At 59.9% G+C, this 18,284-nt stretch carries 17 protein-coding genes, 1 tRNA gene and 6 pseudogenes; 10 read left to right on the top strand and 14 right to left on the bottom strand.

All coding sequences use genetic code 11. The features are described from left to right. Positions 1 to 144: 144 nt before the first annotated feature. The 6 genes and pseudogenes from ACFQH2_RS11480 (at position 145) to ACFQH2_RS11455 (ending at position 6,616) form a co-directional block, all read left to right on the top strand. Positions 145 to 1,196: pseudogene (locus ACFQH2_RS11480) on the top strand (ABC transporter permease). Positions 1,197 to 1,216: 20 nt separating this feature from the next. Beyond that, positions 1,217 to 2,925, top strand: a pseudogene (locus tag ACFQH2_RS11475) (ABC transporter permease). Next, positions 2,925 to 4,273: pseudogene (locus tag ACFQH2_RS11470) on the top strand (oligopeptide/dipeptide ABC transporter ATP-binding protein). The pseudogenes ACFQH2_RS11475 and ACFQH2_RS11470 overlap by 1 nt, the downstream one beginning before the upstream one ends. Next, positions 4,273 to 5,611, top strand: a pseudogene (locus ACFQH2_RS11465) (ABC transporter ATP-binding protein). Before ACFQH2_RS11470 ends, ACFQH2_RS11465 begins: the two co-directional pseudogenes overlap by 1 nt. Continuing rightward, positions 5,611 to 6,048, top strand: coding sequence for a DUF7555 family protein (locus ACFQH2_RS11460; RefSeq protein ID WP_377053719.1), 438 nt, complete (start codon positions 5,611 to 5,613; stop codon positions 6,046 to 6,048). Before ACFQH2_RS11465 ends, ACFQH2_RS11460 begins: the two are co-directional and overlap by 1 nt. A gap of 49 nt (positions 6,049 to 6,097) precedes the next feature. After that, positions 6,098 to 6,616 carry a DUF7529 family protein gene (locus ACFQH2_RS11455; RefSeq protein WP_377053717.1) on the top strand — a complete coding sequence of 173 codons (519 nt, stop codon included), beginning with the start codon at positions 6,098 to 6,100 and terminating at the stop codon, positions 6,614 to 6,616. A 20-nt stretch (positions 6,617 to 6,636) separates the two neighbouring features. Here ACFQH2_RS11455 and ACFQH2_RS11450 read toward each other — a convergent pair whose 3' ends face one another. From ACFQH2_RS11450 to ACFQH2_RS11400, 11 genes and pseudogenes are all read right to left on the bottom strand, one after another. Continuing rightward, complete coding sequence (locus tag ACFQH2_RS11450; RefSeq protein ID WP_377053715.1) at positions 6,637 to 7,026, bottom strand: hypothetical protein; 390 nt, start codon at positions 7,024 to 7,026, stop codon at positions 6,637 to 6,639. A 28-nt stretch (positions 7,027 to 7,054) separates the two neighbouring features. Then, on the bottom strand, positions 7,055 to 8,398 hold the full coding sequence (locus tag ACFQH2_RS11445; protein WP_377053713.1) for an ABC transporter ATP-binding protein: 1,344 nt from the start codon (positions 8,396 to 8,398) through the stop codon (positions 7,055 to 7,057). Further along, positions 8,395 to 9,489 carry an ABC transporter ATP-binding protein gene (locus ACFQH2_RS11440; protein ID WP_377053711.1) on the bottom strand — a complete coding sequence of 365 codons (1,095 nt, stop codon included), beginning with the start codon at positions 9,487 to 9,489 and terminating at the stop codon, positions 8,395 to 8,397. The genes ACFQH2_RS11445 and ACFQH2_RS11440 overlap by 4 nt, the downstream gene beginning before the upstream one ends. Continuing rightward, positions 9,486 to 10,719, bottom strand: a pseudogene (locus tag ACFQH2_RS11435) (ABC transporter permease). The gene ACFQH2_RS11440 and the pseudogene ACFQH2_RS11435 overlap by 4 nt, the downstream one beginning before the upstream one ends. Further along, positions 10,719 to 11,783 (bottom strand): ABC transporter permease, encoded by a 1,065-nt coding sequence (locus tag ACFQH2_RS11430; RefSeq protein ID WP_377053707.1) that lies wholly within the window; start codon positions 11,781 to 11,783, stop codon positions 10,719 to 10,721. The pseudogene ACFQH2_RS11435 and the gene ACFQH2_RS11430 overlap by 1 nt, the downstream one beginning before the upstream one ends. Before the next feature lie 48 nt (positions 11,784 to 11,831). Continuing rightward, on the bottom strand, positions 11,832 to 12,335 hold the full coding sequence (locus ACFQH2_RS11425) for an ABC transporter substrate-binding protein (protein ID WP_377076758.1): 504 nt from the start codon (positions 12,333 to 12,335) through the stop codon (positions 11,832 to 11,834). Positions 12,336 to 12,393: 58 nt separating this feature from the next. After that, a complete protein-coding gene (locus ACFQH2_RS11420; protein WP_377076757.1) occupies positions 12,394 to 12,822 on the bottom strand; it encodes a hypothetical protein in 429 nt (142 codons plus the stop codon). Further along, positions 12,770 to 13,714, bottom strand: a complete 945-nt coding sequence (locus ACFQH2_RS11415) for a hypothetical protein (protein WP_377076756.1) — start codon at positions 13,712 to 13,714, stop codon at positions 12,770 to 12,772. Before ACFQH2_RS11415 ends, ACFQH2_RS11420 begins: the two co-directional genes overlap by 53 nt. 349 nt (positions 13,715 to 14,063) lie before the next feature. Continuing rightward, complete coding sequence (locus ACFQH2_RS11410) at positions 14,064 to 14,252, bottom strand: hypothetical protein (RefSeq protein ID WP_377076755.1); 189 nt, start codon at positions 14,250 to 14,252, stop codon at positions 14,064 to 14,066. Beyond that, complete coding sequence (locus ACFQH2_RS11405; protein WP_377076754.1) at positions 14,228 to 14,806, bottom strand: bactofilin family protein; 579 nt, start codon at positions 14,804 to 14,806, stop codon at positions 14,228 to 14,230. Before ACFQH2_RS11405 ends, ACFQH2_RS11410 begins: the two co-directional genes overlap by 25 nt. Further along, on the bottom strand, positions 14,803 to 15,078 hold the full coding sequence (locus tag ACFQH2_RS11400; RefSeq protein WP_377076753.1) for a hypothetical protein: 276 nt from the start codon (positions 15,076 to 15,078) through the stop codon (positions 14,803 to 14,805). Before ACFQH2_RS11400 ends, ACFQH2_RS11405 begins: the two co-directional genes overlap by 4 nt. Before the next feature lie 137 nt (positions 15,079 to 15,215). Here ACFQH2_RS11400 and ACFQH2_RS11395 point away from each other — a divergent pair. Then, positions 15,216 to 15,949: pseudogene (locus ACFQH2_RS11395) on the top strand (competence/damage-inducible protein A). 392 nt (positions 15,950 to 16,341) lie between these two features. On the opposite strand, the gene ACFQH2_RS11390 reads toward ACFQH2_RS11395, so the two are convergent. Continuing rightward, positions 16,342 to 16,416, bottom strand: a tRNA-Met gene (locus ACFQH2_RS11390). 63 nt (positions 16,417 to 16,479) lie between these two features. Next, entirely contained in the window at positions 16,480 to 16,929 is a 450-nt protein-coding gene (locus ACFQH2_RS11385; RefSeq protein WP_377053699.1) for a GtrA family protein, read from the bottom strand. Positions 16,930 to 17,019: 90 nt separating this feature from the next. Here ACFQH2_RS11385 and ACFQH2_RS11380 point away from each other — a divergent pair, with 90 nt between their 5' ends. Continuing rightward, positions 17,020 to 17,409, top strand: a complete 390-nt coding sequence (locus ACFQH2_RS11380) for a methylglyoxal synthase (RefSeq protein ID WP_377076752.1) — start codon at positions 17,020 to 17,022, stop codon at positions 17,407 to 17,409. A 12-nt stretch (positions 17,410 to 17,421) separates the two neighbouring features. Here the strand turns inward: ACFQH2_RS11380 and ACFQH2_RS11375 are convergent, their stop codons facing one another. Further along, complete coding sequence (locus ACFQH2_RS11375) at positions 17,422 to 17,676, bottom strand: HAH_0734 family protein (protein ID WP_377053695.1); 255 nt, start codon at positions 17,674 to 17,676, stop codon at positions 17,422 to 17,424. Positions 17,677 to 17,792: 116 nt separating this feature from the next. Here ACFQH2_RS11375 and ACFQH2_RS11370 point away from each other — a divergent pair, with 116 nt between their 5' ends. Next, on the top strand, positions 17,793 to 18,071 hold the full coding sequence (locus tag ACFQH2_RS11370) for a 50S ribosomal protein L44e (protein WP_377053693.1): 279 nt from the start codon (positions 17,793 to 17,795) through the stop codon (positions 18,069 to 18,071). A gap of 5 nt (positions 18,072 to 18,076) precedes the next feature. Further along, a complete protein-coding gene (locus ACFQH2_RS11365) occupies positions 18,077 to 18,274 on the top strand; it encodes a 30S ribosomal protein S27e (protein ID WP_377053691.1) in 198 nt (65 codons plus the stop codon). Positions 18,275 to 18,284 lie beyond the last annotated feature (10 nt).

The following is an 18,284-nucleotide window of genomic DNA, read 5'->3' as shown; positions in this document are numbered from 1 at the left end:
ATCGCTCCGAACTATTAACTTTATACTCCCGATTCAAAAAGCTAATATGCACACGACGAGGGAATCTGACGTATGTATGGAAACCGCGCCTGAAAGGTCCGTTCGCGGCGTGTCACGAGAGAGCCGATATCCAGGTGCTAGATCATGAGCCGATGGGGTTACTTCATGCGTCGGGCCCTGCTGTCGGTCCCGGTCCTGTTTTCCGTGATGACGTTCCTCTTTCTGATGCTCCGCCTGGGGCCGCTCAGCCCAGTCGCCGCTCGCCTCGGGGAACAGGCCAGCGGCGCCGACGTCACTCGGTTACGGGAGCAACTCGGGCTTAACGACCCGCTCTGGCAGCAGTATCTGGACTTCATAACTGACCTTCTCACGTTCTCAGGCGAGTCCTGGGTCGTTCAGGCGAACCGACCAATCACGGAGATCATCGCCCAACTCGCGCCAACAACGATCTGGCTCGGCTTCTGGGCCATCATGCTCCCGTTGTTCATTGGTATCCCGCTGGGTTCTACGCCGGACTGCACCCGAACTCGAAGAGCGACTACGTCGCCTCCGTGAGCGGCATCCTCTGGCTGTCGATGCCGAACTTCTGGCTGGCGGTCATGGCACTCGCCTTCCTCAGACAGACCCAGGGCGGCGGACTGCTGGGTTTCGACTGGTACACGATCGGTCCGGATATTCGGAGCATCACTGGGACGCCTGATCTCGACTTCCTGGCATACGGTGACGTATTCGGAGTCACCGTCCCGACTGCTATCGACTGGATGGCGTTTCTGACTGATTTCAAGTTGATATTACCGGCATCGATCATCCTCGGATCCGCGTCGATGGCGACCGAGATGCGTATCGGCCGGACAGCGGTGCTCGAGACGGTCAACTCGAACTACGTCGAGATGGCCAAGGCCAAAGGGCTGAAAAGCCGTTCGATTGTCTGGAAGCACATCTTCCGGAACGCGCTCATCCCACTGGTTCCCGTCATCACGAACGAGGCGTTCATCCTGATCGGTGGGTCGGTCATTATCGAGTTCATCTTCAATATTAACGGCCTCGGCAATATCTACTTCCGAGCGCTCACGCAGGGTGACCTGCCGCTTGCGGGCGCGCTCGTGTTCATGTTCACACTAATAATTATCTTCCTGAACATCCTGCAGGACTTCCTGTACACGATCATCGATCCACGGGTGGGACACGACAGATGAGCGAAATTATATCCAACGAAATGACGTCTGAATCGACGAGTACTGATCTGGAGGCATATTCGTTGCGAGAGCGCATCAAGCGGAACCCGCGTCCGGCAGTTCTCTGGACGGCCGGCGCCCTCGTTCTGATCGCACTGGAGTTCGGCCGCATACTCGACGGCGTGCTCGCGTTGGGCGGGGCCGTCCGACTCGTGCTTGGAGGCATAGGCGCCGCCCCTGGTTGGGTCGGAGACAACGTGGCTAACTCGCTTGGGACAATCGCTGGCGCGGTCTTCGCAGACTTCGTATCCGTCGTCATCCTGTTTGGCGTGGCAGTCATCCTCCAGAGTTTCTTACCGTGGGGCGTTGACGACTTCGTGGACCTCGATAGAGGGCCCAAGTTCAAGATATGGACCGAACGGTTTGCATTGACCGCTATTCTGGTCGTTGGGGCGTTCCTGATGGCGTTCACGCCGATCGGGGCCATCGCCAGGGAGGAGGTCAGCCTCTGGGCCAGCATTATCGATTCGGTGTCGTCGATCCCGACGCTGACAAGCCGCGAGGTAATTCCCAACCTTGGCCACAGGACGCCCAGCGGCGGCTGGGAAGGGACGTTCCTCGGACTCTCCCCAAGTGGGCGTGGACGATCCGGTTCATGCTCGTGTGGGCCTACGTGCTCGCGTGTCTCGTCTGGTTCTGGAAAGGATTCAACGTCTACCGCGATCACTATCGAGAGGCCGACTGGACGCCCCGGGACGACACGATCCGCAGGTTCCGAAACCACACCTGGGGCATCTTCGGACTGATCATTGTCCTCGGATTCGTGACGCTCGCGCTGTTCGCACCCGCTATCAGTGCAGTCCCCGTCGAACACAACGTTTACGAACCGTACAATCACGAGTTCTCGCATCTCAATGACGGGGGTGAAGTCGAAGAAGTCCTCCACGGAACTGCCAACCTCAACAGTCGCTCTAACGGTCAGAACACCGTTGGAATCTGGGAATACGACGATTACGATCGGTTCGCGCCACTGGGAACGACACCGACTGGGCAAGATATGATAACACATCTAGCCTTCGGTGCCAGAACCTCGCTGGTAATCGCGCTCTCAGCGGTGGGTCTTGGCGCGCTCATCGCAGTCGGTCTGTCGCTGATGACAGCCTACTACAAAGGGTTACTCGACATCGTGGTCGTGGTCACGAGTGATACAATCATCTCGATACCGGTGCTTATCCTCGTGATGATGATACTCGTGGTCTTCCAGAACCATCCGTTATCAGAACCGATGGATGGGGGACTGTTACTGTCGCTTATCCTCGCTCTGGCGTACTGGCCGGGTATGTGGCGGTCTATACGAGGACCGTCATTACAGGTCGCGGAGGAAGAATGGGTCGACGCGGCCAAGAGCTATGGCCAGACACCGAACAACATCATGCGAAAACACATGGCACCATACATCGCTAGCTACATCATCATCTACTCGTCCCTGTTGATCGGCGGTATCATCATCACAGTGTCCGCGCTGTCGTTCCTCGGCCTGGGCATCCAGTCCCCCACGCCCGAATGGGGCAGACTCATCAACGATGGGAAGGCGTACATTCCGACGTCGTCGTGGCACATCTCGACGGTCGCCGGGATCATGATCGCCATGGTCGTGCTGTCGTTCAACGCGCTGGGCGACGCGCTCAGAGATGCCATCGATCCGGAAGCAGACGTCGGTGATGGCCCAGGCGCCGGAGGTGGCGGATAATGGCGGTCGAATCGACCGTCGAATCCACGGCCGAACGAGGAGAGCCGATCGTCGAGGTGCGGAACCTCCAGACCGCCTTCTTCACCGAGCGGGAGACGATTCGGGCGGTCGATGGCGTCTCGTTCGACATCGTCCCCGGCGAAACGGTCGGTATAGTCGGCGAGAGCGGTTCCGGGAAGAGCGTCACTGCCCGGTCGCTGATGGGACTTATCGACTCGCCCGGCCGGGTGCTCGACGGAAGCAGCATTCGCTTCCATCACCTCGAGACGGTCCGTGACTTCGCCGAGCAGTTCCCAGGCCGTACCGTCGATGTGGGTCCAATCAGAGAGGACCACGACCCGATAGAGTTGTTCGACGCTGTCGATGCGACGCCCGGCACGTTCGGCTACGACAGCAAGGAAGCAGCAACCATCGCCGACTTCCTCGCGGCGGGCTACGGCGATGAAATCGGCCTCGTCGACGAGAAGGACTGCGTGTTCGTCACTGAGGGCAGTTCCGACACCCCCGAGAATATCGCCGATGGGTTCGTCGAGATTGCACGACTCAGCGGCGAACCACAGCGACTCATGCGGGGCGGGCGGATCGCGATGGTGTTCCAGGACCCGATGACGAGCCTCAACCCCGTCTACACCGTCGGTAACCAGATCAAAGAGGCGCTCAGGCTCCACCAGGGGTTAAGAGGCGAGGCAGCGACCCGGGAGGCAGCCGACCTGCTCGAATCAGTTGGCATTCCGGACGCTCGTCGACGCGTAACTGAGTACCCCCACCAGTTCTCCGGTGGGATGCGCCAGCGGGCAGTCATCGCACTGGCGTTAGCCTGCGACCCCGAGGTGCTGATCTGTGACGAACCGACGACGGCGCTGGACGTAACTATTCAGGCGCAGATCCTGGACCTGCTGGCGGATCTGGAGCGGGAGCGCGACCTCGCAATAATGTTTATTACACACGATATGGGCGTCATAGCGGATGTCTCAGACCAAGTAAACGTCATGTACGCGGGCGAAGTCGTCGAAACGGCTGGCGTAGAGGAACTGTTCGGATCCCCCGGCATCCGTATACGCGCGGCTTGCTTCGCTCGATCCCCGGACGCCAGTCCGGCGAGCGCCTCGAAACGATGGAAGGCAACGTCCCGACACCGAACGAACCCGCGACCTACTGTCGGTTCGCCCCGCGGTGTCCGAAGGCTTTCGACGAATGCGAGGCGGTCCATCCAGTCTCGGTACCGGTCGACGAGAACGCCGAGGATCATACCGCTGCATGCCTTCTCTATCCCGAAGACGAGTCAAAAGCGCAGGCAGTCGAGCGCCACAAAAAGAGCGCAATCGATCGAACCGGAGGTGACGACTAATGAGTCAGGACGTGATCTCGACGGACACCGAAACGGAGTACGGTGCAAGGGGAGACCCGATGGTCGAAGTCCGGAACCTGAAGACCTACTACGACGACGGAGGACTGTTCGGCGGAACGCCAGTAAAGGCGGTCGACGGCGTCTCGTTCGATATCCACCAGGGAGAGACGCTCGGACTGGTCGGCGAATCCGGCTGCGGAAAGACGACGCTTGGTCGAACGCTCATCCAGTTGGAAGATGCAACTGACGGCGAGGTCAAGTTCGACGGCGTCGATATCACGGATCTCTCTGGAGACGACCTCTACGAGTGGCGACGAAACGCACAGATCGTCTTCCAGGATCCCGACTCGAGTCTCAACGACCGGATGACTGTCGGTGAGATCGTTCGCGAACCGCTGACGCACAGGACTGGAAAACCCCCGTGAACGCCGCCAGCGGGTCCGCGAACTGCTCGACACTGTCGGATTACAGCGCGAGCACTACTACCGCTATCCGCACCAGTTTTCCGGCGGCCAGCGCCAGCGGGTCGGTATCGCCCGCACGCTCGCGCTCGAACCGGACTTCATCGTCCTCGACGAGCCGGTGTCGGCGCTCGACGTCTCCGTGCAGGCCGAAATTATCAACCTTCTGGAAGAGCTCCAGGAGGAGTTCGGGCTGACGTATCTCTTCATCGCCCACGACCTCTCGGTCGTCCGCCACATCTGCGACCGGGTCGCGGTGATGTATCTCGGCAACGTCATGGAGATCGGGCCGACAGAGGAGCTGTTCACCGATCCGTCGAACCCCTACACACACGCGCTGCTATCGGCGATCCCGGAACCCGACCCGACGAGCGACCGGGAACGGATCCTCCTGCATGGAACGCCACCGAACCCTCGTTATCCACCGTCGGGCTGTCCGTTCAGCACGCGCTGTCCGGCCCGGATCCGTCCCGAGGAGTACCGCCATCTCGATGACGAAATCTGGGTGGCGCTGAACACTCTCCGGGAGGTCCTCCGGGAGCGTGAGCGGGCCGACCGGTCGATCCGGGAACGGATCCGCGAGCGCTTCGGCGGGGATACCCGGTTTGCGACCATCGAGAGTACCTACGAGGAACTGTTCGGTGATCTGGAACTACCGGCGGACGTGCAGTCGATTCTCGACCGCATTGCAGACCACGCCATGAACAACGAGGAGTCCGAAGCAATCGCCGTGTTCTCCGATGAATTTGGCAGCATCTGCGAGGGCGAATCACCGGAGTATCACTCGACGTCCCCCAACGGCCACGAGAGCTACTGTCACCGTCACGGCGAAGACTACCGTTCTCCGAAGGACGTGCTTGGGACTCGTTTCGACTGATGATGGAGGAGAGCGAACCGCTTCGGAGCCGTATAGACTGTACAGTTCGGATCTGGGTGGATACGCTCACCTACGCTGTGGTAGTTGCGGCGCTTATCGTTCTCGGTGCAGTCGTTCTCTCGGTCGTGACCGGTGGGAGCCTCGCCCGGGCTAACATACTGGTGTTCATCGCGGGATGGATCCAACTCTCGTACGCGACGGTCGTGTTGTGGCCCACCTCACCTGATGATCTGGAGAGTACGACGGACCAACCTACCGTCCAGGCGAACGATACGTCGACGAAGGTGCAATCGATCGCCCGTTCGTTGCCACCGCTTCGATGGCTGCGTCTTCCACGCCCGGAGGATAGAATATCCTCACAGACACAACTGTTCGTCGCTGCCGTCTTTGTGCTCGCAATCTCTTTCCTCGCAGAGGCGGTCCTGGGCGTTGGTTGACCGAGCAAGTCGGAAAAGAGTTAACAGGCTCCTTGATTCAATGTACTGTATGTCCGAAGATATCGATATACCTGACCCCCGTAGTGCCCGACGAAAAGACCCGGAGGGGGTACAACTGGAGGCGTGGAAAGGGACGTTGGACGACATGGAAGCGATCGCTGAAGAGCGACGCGAGGACGGATGGGACGTTCTCACACTCACTGCGGCGCATACTGATACTGTGAGTAAGGACATGGGCGACCACGACGAATTCGGATTGTTTCACGTCGTGCCGGATAACCATGCGGAGGAGTTCGAGGAGTGGTTCGACCCCGACGAGTTCACCGAGTATCTGGCTTACGGGACCGATGTCGAGGGGTTCATGTACGCCGTTACCGAGTTCATCGATCCGGCCACCGAACGATCGATCCTGCTCGCTAGCAGGTACGACATGGTTCGGGCAGACGGGCTTGTAGAGTCTGCTATGGAGGAAGGCGTACTGTACTCACACATCAAAACTATCGATGGCACGACCCTGGGGAAGTTCCCCCACGAGGAGTACGCACCGCTCCTCAAGCGCCCCAGCTAAGCACTACTTTTGTTCGATTGTTACGGCAACAGATCGCTAACGTAGGCCTGATATGCGGCTCCAAACACCAGGGCAACCGAAACCAGCCCCAGCGCAAGGACCAGTGCAATATTGGCCACGGGCTGGAGATCGATCAGTGCGGAGCCAAGGCCGATAGCTGTGAGTACAACCGCAGTGACGCCCATGTAGATGCCCAACTGTCCGAGAGCGTCTAGAAGCCACGGCGGGTCGGGTTCGTCGACGGAGACCGTTCCGAGCGGCCCCTCGTCGGAGTCGGGCGGTCGCTCCTCGGTCCAGCCCGGTGGCCGTCCGGGTCTCGGATCGTCGACCTCCGGGTCCTCCGTGCCGCCTCGGTTCTCGCGCTGTTCGTCGATCGAATCAGTGTTCTGAGGATCTCCGTCGTGGTCCATATAAAAAATGTTGATGATGGCCGGGGCGCTACTGCCCGTCGTTCAGTAGTGGTTCTTCGTTGGCTGATCGGTTCGAGTCGTTGAGATGGCACGCTGCCGTCTGTCCGTTCCCACAGCTTTTCAGCTCCGGCTGATCGGTCTCACAGACGGTTGTGAACGTCGCCGCGAGCAACTCGATGGCCTCGCCGTAGTCGTCGGCGATTACGGCGTCGATAGCCTTTCTGAGCGTCGATTCGGCACCGGGATCGCCCAGCTGATCCGGCAGGTCGTACTCCGAGCGGAGCCACCGTTTGAGGTCGGCATCGTCGACGTCCTCGGGGGTCGGTTCCTCGACAGTATCGTAGCTATGATCGGATTCCAGTACGCCGACCTCCACGATGCTCTCCAGATCTATGGCGTGGGCCTCCACCTGCTTTCGGAACTGGAGCAGGTTCCGCCAGACGTCCTGTTCCAGATCGATGCCGTCCGGGAGAATGACCTCCGGGCAGCGGGTGTGGAACCGACAACCGCTCGGCGGAGCGGACGGGTCCGGGACGTCGCCTTTGAGTTCGACGCCGAAGCCGCGATCCGTCGGATCCGGTCGCGGGATTGCGGACAGCAATGCTCGCGTGTAGGGATGTTTCGGGTTCTCGAACAGCTCTTCGGTCGGCCCCACCTCGACGAACTCGCCGAGATACATTACGGCGACGCGGTCACACACCTGTCGAACGACGCCCAGGTCGTGGCTGATGATCAGCACCGACAGCCCCAGATCCTCCTGGAACTCATCGATCAGCCGCAGTATCTCCGACTGGACGGAGACGTCGAGCGCCGACACTGGCTCGTCGGCCACGAGCAGTTTCGGGTTGACCGACAGTGCACGCGCCAGGCCGATCCGCTGTTTTTGTCCGCCGGAGAACTCGTGGGGATACCGCTTCATGTCGTCGGCCGACAGTCCGACCCGCTCCAGGAGGTCGCCAACGATCGCTCGTCGACGTTTCTTGTCCGTCATGCCCTGGACGATCAGCGGTTCGGCGACGGCATCCCCGATGTTCATTCGTGGATCGAAACTGGAGTCGGGGTCCTGGAAGATCAGTTGGACGTCCCTCCGGAACTCTCGAAGTTGATCGGCGTCGTACTCTACGATGTCTTCGCCATCGAACAGCACCTGTCCGTCGGTCGGATCCTCCAGTCGGGTCATCGACGTCGCCGCGGTGGACTTCCCACAACCGGATTCACCCACGATGCCGAACGTTTCGCCGCGTTCGAGTTCGAAGCTGATCCCGTCGACGGCCTTCGCACGCCCGACCTCGGTGTTCAACAGCCCCTTCGTGATCGGATAGTGTTTCTTCAGTCCGTCCACTTGCAGGAGGGGTTGAGAGCGCTCGCTCATCGGCTATCGGCACCTCCATCGGTCGTCAGATCGGTATCGCCGACCTCCGAATTCAGGACCGTGCCTGGATCCATTCTCGGACCGAAATGGACACACGATGTCGTGTGCTGTGGATCGTCTCCGACCTGATACATCGGCGGCTGGTCGCCGGTCCGACATCCCTCTACGGCGTGCTGACATCGGTCGGCGAACCGACAGCCTTCGGGTGGCGCTTTGGGATCCGGCAGATTGCCGGGAATGCCGCCGATCGTGCCCCTCCCCGGGAGACAGTCGAGCAAGGCGCGGGTGTACGGGTGGGCCGGTTCCTCGAAGATCGTCTCGACGGGTCCCTGCTCCATGATCTTGCCCGAGTACATCACTGCCACCCGGTCGGCTATCTGGGCGACGACGCCCAGGTCGTGCGTGATGAACAGCATCCCCATGTTCCGTTCGGACTGGAGTCGATTCAGCAGTTGCAGTATCTGGGCCTGAATCGTCACGTCCAGGGCCGTCGTCGGTTCGTCAGCGATCAACAGATCGGGTTCACAGGCCAGCGCGATTGCGATGAGGACTCGCTGTTTCATCCCACCGGAGAACTCGTGTGGGTAATCGTCGAGCCGGGAACTCGCTTCGGGAATGCCGACCTGTGTGAGAAGCTTGACTGCCCGCTCTCGTGCTTCCTCCTTTGTGAGGTCCGAGTGGAGATTGATCGCCTCTTTGATCTGCCAGCCGACCGTGTACACCGGGTTGAGCGCGCCCTGTGGGTTCTGGAAGATATGACTCACCTCGCCGCCCCGAACCTGGCGGAGTTCGGCGTCGGACATGTCGGTCACTTCCCGACCGTTGATCCGTACCGATCCGTCCGGAACGAACGCCGGGGGTGATTTGTAGAGCTGTGTGATTGCCTCGCTGGTAACCGTCTTGCCGGAGCCGCTCTCGCCGACGATTGCGACAGTCTCGCCGGCTTCGACCGTCAACGAGATGCCGTCGACTGCTTTGACTGTTCCGCTGTCCGTCCTGAAGTAGGTATGCAGGTCCGATAGTTCCAACAGCGGCTGGCTCCCGCTCGATACAGCGTCGACGTCAGTCTCGTTATCCGTAATAGAACTCATTCTCCGCTCCCTCCGTGTCGTGGATCGAGGGCGTCTCGCAATGCATCGCCGAGGAAGTTGAATGCCAGGATGGTGAAAAACAGGAACACCCCGGGGATGGTTGCGATCCACCACGCGGTTCAGAAGCTGGTCGCGGCCGCCGGAAATAATCCGGCCCCACGACGCGACCGTGAGGTCTCCAAGTCCCAGGAAGGCGATGGCCGCCTCGGCGAGAATGATCGACGGTATCGTGAGCGATGCTGCGGTGATAAGGCTGTTCGAGATGTTCGGCAGGAGATGTCGCCTGACCGTCCAGAACGACGATGCCCCTGCGTTCTTCGCTGCCTGTATGTAGGGCTCTTCCCGGCGTTGTAACGCCTCCGCCCGCATGATGCGGGCCGACGATCCCCAGCCGAACAGGCCGAAGATGAGGATGAGAACGAACAGGCTCCCACCGACCGTGTACGCCAGCAACAGGAACAGGAAGAAGGTCGGGAAGGTGATCTGGATGTCGACGTAGCGCATCAGCACTTCGTCGACGAGACCGCCGTAATAGGCGGCTGTCAGCCCGACCGCCGCGGCCAGCGTGATGCTCAGGAGCGTCGCGATAAGCCCCACCTGCATGCTCACCTCCATGCCGTAGATGCTGGCTCGCAGGATGTCTTCGCCGGACGACGTCGTGCCGAGCGGATGCGTCCAGCTACCCTGACACATCGTCACCCCGTCGACGACGGTGGTGCCGCCCGGACACTCGTTGCCGGTGACGTAATCCTCGACGGAGGTCCAGACTGGTGGCTGGTTCTCTGGTCCGGGCGTCCGTTCGGGTGCCGGTAGCACCCGAGAGCCGATCACGCCGACGGCAAAGATCACCGTAAGGAACAGTCCACTGATGACCGCGGCCTTGTTCTTCCGGAACTCTTTCCAGTAGTACCGGGTCATCCGTCTGTTCTCGGCCAGCGGGACGAGTCCGTAGTATACGAACACGAGTAGCGTGATCGACCAGAGCCAGTCCACTGGCGAGATGACGCCGATTACCGGGAACTCGGCGGCGCCCGTCTCGGCGATGTGCTGGGAGTAGACGTCGTAGACGGCGCCGATCAGCCAGGCGCTGACGATGCCGAACCAGACGTACTCCTTCTTTCGACGTGGCGTCTCGCCGCTATCGATGCTCGCCCAGTCGACCTGCTCGAAAGTGGGGTCCTCCTGTGGAGTCCCACCGTCCGTCTCGGGTTGGTCTGTTTTCTCGCCCATTATCGATCACCGTAATCGATCCGTGGGTCCAGAATCGCGTACATGATGTCCTCGATGAGGTTCCCCATGATCGCGATGAACGTCGGTATCAGGATCGTAATCGCCACCAGGTCGGTGTCCTGGCGGATGATCGCCTGTAGCGAGGCGAGACCGATGCCGGGAATACCGAAGACGATTTCGACCAGATACGAACCAAAGAGGATCAGTCCCAGGATCCGTCCGACCATGATCGTCATCAGCGGGATCGAGGCGGGACGGAGGATGTGTTTCGCGACGATGGTTCGGTTGCTCACTCCCTTCGACTTCGCCGTCTTGACGAACTCGGCATCGACGTATTCGAGCGCCTCAGCGCGGGCGTACCGCATCACTGACGCGATTGCGCCAGTCATCACGACGAAGGTGGGCAGGATGAGTTGCTTGATGTTCTGGGGACTGAAGACGCCGATGTAGCGTTCGCCCTGGAAGTCTTCGCGGAGGAACGCGGGATGATCGCTGCCCGCCGTATCGAGCAGGACCCAGGCACCGTCGGCCGATTTCACGATAGCAGCGTTCCAGCCGATGTCGACCCAGCCAAGGAAGGTTCCGAAGATCACCAGCAGGACGATTCCGAACCAGAAGTTCGGGATGCTGATGCCGAAGAACGCCATGAACGTTGCCACGTAATCCTTGGTCGTGTACTGGTTGACAGCCGAGTACAGGCCGATGATCGTCCCAATCACTGTCGAGAGGACGATTGCGGGGAAGCCGTACATGAGGGAGTATGGCACCGTCTGAACGATGACCTCCCTAACAGGCTGGCTGTACTCGTAGGACCAGCCCCATTTTCCCTGGAAAATGTTCAGCATGAACTCGATGTACCGTTCGTGGAAGGGCTTCGCGAGTCCAAGTCGTTCCTTCTCGGCCTGGACGGCTGTTTCGACGTCAACGCCGTCGACTGCTGCCTGAAACTGCGCCTGCATGATCTGTTGGCTCGGGATCTGATCCATCAGCAGGAACGTGATCGAGAGGATAATCACGGTCGCGAATCCTGCCCACAGAGTTCGGCGAATGATATACCATTTCATAGGAGTCTTATGTCATAAAATATCAATGAAAGCGACGATTCGGGCGCTTTAGACCTCTTCGACGGTGAAGTTCTCGTTGTCTCTGAGAAGGTCGCGGGCCGTGACGATGTCGTCTTCGGTGATACCTGTACCGTAGGCGTCGACGGCGGATTCATCGTACCACTGCGACCAGGTCGGCTGGTGGGTGACGGCTGGCTCCGTACGGCCACGCTGGATATCCTGCGTGATCGTATCCTTGTCGATTACCCGAGCGATGGCCTCACGTCCGTCGCGTTCGCGACAGAGTATGCTGCCGTTCGCCCGCTGATTGAAGAACTGGAAGCTGATGTACGGATCCTGCTGGTCCTCCACGCGGACCTGGTCGACGGCCTCCTCGAACTCCTGGATGACATCCGTTGGGAGCGCCATCCGGTCGGCCTCGCCGGCACGGAACCGCTCGACGCGGGTCGATTGCTCCGATTCGACGTCGAACTGGTAGTTCTCGAAGTACGGCGCGTCCCCCCAGGCGTCGTCCATCACTTGCACGTTGCTGTCCTGCGTGTGCTCGCGCATGTAGTACTCGTCGTTGCGGGTGACGGTGAAGTCTCCCGTCTGGCCGCCAGTACGGCTTTCAGAAGGTGTAGGGGCCGAGGTTGCCGGTCCAGGTGAAGTTCTGCACCTCGTCAGACTGACGAAGCGCCTGTGCGTCGGGTGCGTACTGCTCTATCAGGGCCTTCGGGAGCACTGTTTCCGCCCAGATGACGGGGCGAAGCGGGAACAGGCCGTCTGCCTCGGCGAGTTCTAGCTGGAACTCCAGTTCGCCGGTCTGTTCGACGTTCTCGACCGCTGCATAGGAGCCGAGCGCCTCGCTCGGCGGCGTCTCCTCGTTCCAGAAGTCCGCTGCGTCGTCTGCGACACCGTGGACGGTCTCGGTCTGGAACACCCAGTCCTCCGCGGTCATCTGACCGTAGGAGTTGCCGTCGGCATCCGTTCCGAACTGGAGGTTGTCACGAAGCGAACAGATCCACACCTGATCGTCGCCGCTGTTCTCGATGTTCATAAACAGCGGGACGATGTTGTCCTCGGTGTCGATCACGTATGAGCTGTCGGTCAACAGGCCGGTTCAGAAGCGCCGAGTTGTTGTCGTCCTGTTCGGGCAGGAAGGCTGACGAGAACTGGGTGCCGTCGAGCCAGACGAAGTCTCCGCCCACCGATTGCTCGTCCCGGTACCGGTTGATCGTCCCGAGCGAGTTTCCATAGAGGTTGAATTCGTCGGAGGTGTTGATCGCCTGATCGAAGCCCCAGAAATCGAGCCCCTGCGAGAGGAAGTTGGCTGGGAGCTCGTCAGTAAGCGTGCCCATGATCTCGTTGAGCTGTTCCTGCCGGGCTTCCTGGGACTCGGCGTTTCGGAACTCTTCGTAGAGTCCGGCCATGTCGACCTCTGGCTCGTAGCCATACGCGTTGACGGCGCTGTCCTTCGTCCAGAACGTTTCAGTGTTTCCGGGGGTGCGCGGGTAGGAGTTTGCAGCGATCCCGATGAGGATGTCCCAGTCATTGACGGTTCGCGTTCGTTCCGGCGGCCCTGCGTTCCGACCGACCGGACCGTACTCGAAGTCGTCGGGGTTCTCGTCAGGCAGGGGCTCCGAGAAGAAGTCCGTGCCGAGTAGCTCGGCCCGTCCGTCGAGCTGGAGATCCGCGCCGACCAGTGCGAGATTCCGCTGCATCTCACTGCCGATGTCCAGTGCCGTGTCGTCCCCCTCGTCGTAGAAGAGCGTCGGTGAGACACGGTCTCCCTCCGGGCCATACAGTTCGACATCCGGGAGTCCTTCCGAAGGATCACCGTTCCCGTTGCCGTTCTCGTTGCCGTTTTCGTTGCCGTTCTCGTTGCCGTTTTCGTCGCCGCCGAAACAGCCTGCGAGGCCGGCTGCGATGCCCGCTCCACTAATCTGCATCAGTTTCCGTCTGCCAAGTCGTCCTCTGTTACCTTGTGGCATATAATGATAATGCTAACCGATACACATATATTTATTCCTATTGAATTTGACACTAATTGTTAGTTTATAAGATATAATAGCCAGAAAACAATGTGTTTGATCACCTATTTTGGTAAATGGCCTAAAATATTCCAATTATACATTTAAGAGTGTCTTATCGTTCATTATGAATAATTTTTGTCGTTATCAGCCGCACTGCTATACGACCGTCCTTCACACGGCCCGGAAGTCAGGCCCCATTGCGACCACCGGTCGGTTTCAGACCTGGTTTGTTGCTCGACGCCGACGGCTGGTCCGAACCACGTCCTCACTCGCCGACCCGCCTGGCGTCCCGCAAGGCCAGCGGCACCGCTCCGATGCCGACGAGCGTTACCAGCCCCGCGAGTACACTCCCGACGTACGGTACTCGTGCGACGAGCGCGACCAGGGGAAGCCCGAGCAATAGCCCAAGCCACCGATTGCTGACGTTTATTACCGACAGCAGCCACATTCCCACGGCGAACCGGCCGTAGACGGTCGCGATCCAGAGATAGACGGCGAACAGCAAACTACCAACTGCGAGAGCGGGAGTCCCAGGATGCTCAACGCGAGCAGACCGAGGAGGATCGGTATAGTGATGACCACAGCGAGGCCGACGCCCGCGCTCGTTAGTGACGACCCCCTGAACCGGTCGCTCACCGACTGGGCGAACCGAGGGCCAGCGGCGAGCAAGATCGCCCCCAAGAGCAAATTCATGACGAGCACGTACGCTGCGATGATCCAGTCCAGCCCCGTTGGATACTCCGCGGGACCGATCACCGTGGCGGGGTCGCGGACGGTGTCGCCTTCGACCTCCGCACCGGGCTGAACGTCGAGGGTCCCAGCGTAGGATACATCACCACCGATTACCGCCGTCGGTCCGAGCGTGACCGTTCCCGGCCCTGCTTGGACATCGCCCGTCACCGTCCCGTGGATCGTCGTCGATCCCGAGGCGATCGACACCGACCCGTCGACAGTCGTATCCTCGCCAAGCCAGACGTTCCCTCCGACTACCTCTACATTGCCGCTCACGTTCCCTGTAATCCGGACGTCTCCACCGAGTACCGAGATATCCTCGGCGTCGCCGTCGATCGTAACCGTCCCCCGACGACACGTAACTCCCCCTCGGTACTGCCGTCCACGATCACAGTGCCACCGAAGACTGATAGATCTTCGACTGTTTCGTCCTCCTCGACGATGACCGTCCCGCCAGTCCGGGTTTCGTCTGCCGCTGCGACGGTCGGTCCGACGGCGAGCGCTCCGATAAGAGCGATCACGACGGCGATTGCGAGGTGGCGTCTCATCTCGGGGTACATTTCGTTTGTCCGAGATAAGTAGTTAGTTTAGAATCACTTTCGAGGTAGCTCCAATTACACACGTCTCCCCGAGCATCCGCCGGTCGAAGCGTAGCCTTTTGCGTCGCGAGCGCCTTCTTCCGCTGATGGAAGTCGCCATACTCACCGTCGGTGACGAAGTGCTGGCCGGCGACACGCCGAACACGAACGCGACCTGGCTTGCCGAGCAGATCACCGCGCATGGGTCGACCGTCGTCCGCATTCTCACGGTTCCGGACGACCGCAAACTGATCGCCGACACTCTCGAGGAGTGGCGCGAGTCGTTCGACGCCGTCGTCGTGACCGGCGGACTCGGCGGCACCCACGACGACGTTACTGCCGACGCCATTGCCGACACTTTCGGCCGCCAACTGGTCGTCGAGGACGCAGTTCGGGAGGACGTCCTCGAAACGGCTGCTGCATACCGGGACGCCAACCCCGAACTCGTCGCCGAACACGACCTCGATCTCGACATCGACGCCTGGGCATCGCTCCCCGAGGGCAGTCGTGCCATCATCAACTCCGAAGGGCTCTGCCCGGGATGCGTACTGGAGAACGTCTACGCCTTTCCCGGCGTCCCGGCGGAAATGCGGGCCCTCTTCGAGGACGTCGCCCACGAGTTCGACGGTGACATCGTCTCGACGACACTTTTCACCCCCAGCCAGAGGGTTCGATGGTCGAGGCACTCGCGGGCGTGCGCGAACAGTTCGCCGTCCGGATCGGTAGCTACCCGGACACTGGCGGCAAGAACCGTCTGAAAGTAAGTGGTGCAGAAGCAGATGCCGTCAAAGGGGCTGTAGAATGGCTACAAAAGCGAGTTACAGTCGACAGAGTGGTGTGATGGGGTGGGTATGGGTATCGCCATCCTGGCGTGGCTTTCGGGAGGTATCGTGCAGGTATGCGTCCCTTCTGCAGAACTAGGAGCAGGCCAGTAGTCGAATCAAAAACGTCGCCGTGCGATAGGGGGCGGTAGTTGAACTACGTCGACGTCGCTCCCGTTGGTCGCTCGTCGTCTACTTCAAATCTACCCGCCGTACTTTCGACGCTCACGACACTCGTCGCTTCGCTTCTCGTTATTGTTCGCGTCGAAAAATAGCGGGAGGTAGATTTGAACTACGCAAAACACTCGCTGTGCTCGCGTTTTTCTGGTTCAAATCGATTCATTACACTTTTGAGAACTCAGTGATCGCTCGTCGATGAAACGACTCGCTGGGTAGTTGAGTTCTCAAAAAGTAGCGGGAGGTAGATTTGAACTACCGATCTGCGGGTTATGAGCCCGCCGGAATCTCCTGGCTATCCCATCCCGCTACATTCTCGTACCGCCGTCCGCTAGTTAAGGGTTGTGTTTCGGTCGCCCTGTGTGGGTTCTACTCACTGGCCGATGCTCCAGGTGAAGTAGCTCTCGGCGAGGAAATTAACACTGAACCCGCAGGCGATGCCAACGGCGTTCGCGAGCAAGTATGGGATTGCTGACAGCCGTACTATCAGTGAGAGGACGACAATGGCGACAGCGATTCCGCCAAGCCGGACGACGTTGGAGGTGCCCAGCCGTCGAAGGACGGATCGGTAGCCGGACTCGCCCCATTCCGAGAACGTCCAGGACTCGTTCAGGGCGAACATGACGAGGATTGCGGTCTCTGCGCTGATGATTTTGCTGAGTTCGAGCCACAGCCCCCAAAATTCGACCAGAGAGACGAGGATGGCGAAATCGATGGCCGTACCGAGCAGGCCGACCGAGGCGAAACGAACGAGCCGACCGCTTGAGACCAGCGACCGGCATCTCGCCTGTATCGGCTCTACAGCCGTATGGCCGTCTGCCATTGATGAATATCTCCGCTCGGGAGTAAAAAATCATGGGGCTACCGAGCCGTCGTTCAAAACGACTAACTGCCTTCCCCGATAGACACGAGTATGACACGCGTCGCGCTAATTGCTCACGACGACAAGAAACCGGACATGATCGATCTGGCGCAGAAACACCAGGCGCTGCTGGAACAGTACGATCTCATCGCGACGGGGACAACTGGCAAGCGACTGATGGAGGAAACGAATCTGGATATCGAGCGCAAGGAGTCCGGACCACTGGGCGGTGACATGATGATCGGTGCAGAGGTCGCAGAGGGGATCCTCGACGGCATCGTCTTCCTGCGGGATCCGCTCCGGGCACAGGCCCACGAGCCCGACATTTCGGCGCTACTGCGGATCTGCGACGTTCACGACACGCCGCTGGCGACGAACCTCGCTTCGGCGGAGTATCTGCTCAAAGGGCTTGCGGATCGGCCGGTCCACCAGGACGGCTAGAAGAGGGGTCGGCTATCCTGCGCGCTCGATAACGGTGACTTCGCCGGCGTCGAGTCGCTCGACGTCGAGAAAGTGCGGAATATACTCGCGTTTATCGTAGGTCTCGCGCTCGTCCTCGGTGCCGCTGATACACCACAGCTGTACCTCCTCTGGGCCGTGCCAGTCGCCGTTGCGGTTGATCTGGAACAGGGTCAGTTCCTCGCCATCGTGCTCGATGACGCCGTTGCGGCGAACCCCGGGATCCCCGCGGATAATGAGGCGCTTCATATGGAACCGTTCGTACGACCCTCAATTAAGCGCTTCGAGACCGAGCCGTGAATCGGCTCCGAACCAAACGGGTTTTAAGGACCGGAGGCCAACCACAGTCCAAGAGGCCGATATCTATGGAAATGCCACGCCGATTTAACACGTATTGCCCGCATTGCAACGAGCACTACGAACACGAGGTCGAGAAAGTTCGGACCGGTCGACAGACCGGCATGAAGTGGATCGATCGACAGGAAAAACGAAACAAGGGAATCGGGAACGACGGTAAGTTCTCGAAGGTACCGGGTGGCGACAAGCCAACCAAGAAGACCGACCTCAAATACCGCTGTGGCGAGTGTGGCAAAGCTCACCTCCGCCAGGGATGGCGAGCAGGTCGGCTTACGTTCCAGGAGTGATTACGATGGCAGGAAATTTCTACAACGTCGAGTGTCCGGATTGCGAGAACGAACAGGTCGTCTTCGGAAAAGCCTCCACTGAGGTCGCGTGTGCGGTCTGTGGCGTCACGCTCGCCACGCCCACCGGCGGGAAAGCGGTGTTCGAGGGCGAAGTCCTCGATATCGTCGAGAACCGCTCGGGCGAGACCGTCGAGGCACAGTGAGCGCCGAGGT

The organism is Natronoarchaeum sp. GCM10025703, from assembly GCF_042661985.1.
Classification (GTDB): domain Archaea; phylum Halobacteriota; class Halobacteria; order Halobacteriales; family Natronoarchaeaceae; genus Natranaeroarchaeum.
Note: the sequence above shows the minus strand (reverse complement) of the source record. Positions and strands in the feature narration are given on the sequence as shown.

What these genes read in the sequence shown, in the direction of transcription:
- ACFQH2_RS11460 (WP_377053719.1), top strand. Translation starts at nt 5,611, where the DNA reads ATGATGGAGGAGAGCGAACCGCTTCGGAGCCGTATAGACTGTACAGTT.
- ACFQH2_RS11455 (WP_377053717.1), top strand. Translation starts at nt 6,098, where the DNA reads ATGTCCGAAGATATCGATATACCTGACCCCCGTAGTGCCCGACGAAAA.
- ACFQH2_RS11450 (WP_377053715.1), bottom strand. Translation starts at nt 7,026, where the DNA reads ATGGACCACGACGGAGATCCTCAGAACACTGATTCGATCGACGAACAG.
- ACFQH2_RS11445 (WP_377053713.1), bottom strand. Translation starts at nt 8,398, where the DNA reads ATGAGCGAGCGCTCTCAACCCCTCCTGCAAGTGGACGGACTGAAGAAA.
- ACFQH2_RS11440 (WP_377053711.1), bottom strand. Translation starts at nt 9,489, where the DNA reads ATGAGTTCTATTACGGATAACGAGACTGACGTCGACGCTGTATCGAGC.
- ACFQH2_RS11430 (WP_377053707.1), bottom strand. Translation starts at nt 11,783, where the DNA reads ATGAAATGGTATATCATTCGCCGAACTCTGTGGGCAGGATTCGCGACC.
- ACFQH2_RS11425 (WP_377076758.1), bottom strand. Translation starts at nt 12,335, where the DNA reads ATGCGCGAGCACACGCAGGACAGCAACGTGCAAGTGATGGACGACGCC.
- ACFQH2_RS11420 (WP_377076757.1), bottom strand. Translation starts at nt 12,822, where the DNA reads ATGAACATCGAGAACAGCGGCGACGATCAGGTGTGGATCTGTTCGCTT.
- ACFQH2_RS11415 (WP_377076756.1), bottom strand. Translation starts at nt 13,714, where the DNA reads ATGCAGATTAGTGGAGCGGGCATCGCAGCCGGCCTCGCAGGCTGTTTC.
- ACFQH2_RS11400 (WP_377076753.1), bottom strand. Translation starts at nt 15,078, where the DNA reads ATGAGACGCCACCTCGCAATCGCCGTCGTGATCGCTCTTATCGGAGCG.
- ACFQH2_RS11385 (WP_377053699.1), bottom strand. Translation starts at nt 16,929, where the DNA reads ATGGCAGACGGCCATACGGCTGTAGAGCCGATACAGGCGAGATGCCGG.
- ACFQH2_RS11380 (WP_377076752.1), top strand. Translation starts at nt 17,020, where the DNA reads ATGACACGCGTCGCGCTAATTGCTCACGACGACAAGAAACCGGACATG.
- ACFQH2_RS11375 (WP_377053695.1), bottom strand. Translation starts at nt 17,676, where the DNA reads ATGAAGCGCCTCATTATCCGCGGGGATCCCGGGGTTCGCCGCAACGGC.
- ACFQH2_RS11370 (WP_377053693.1), top strand. Translation starts at nt 17,793, where the DNA reads ATGGAAATGCCACGCCGATTTAACACGTATTGCCCGCATTGCAACGAG.
- ACFQH2_RS11365 (WP_377053691.1), top strand. Translation starts at nt 18,077, where the DNA reads ATGGCAGGAAATTTCTACAACGTCGAGTGTCCGGATTGCGAGAACGAA.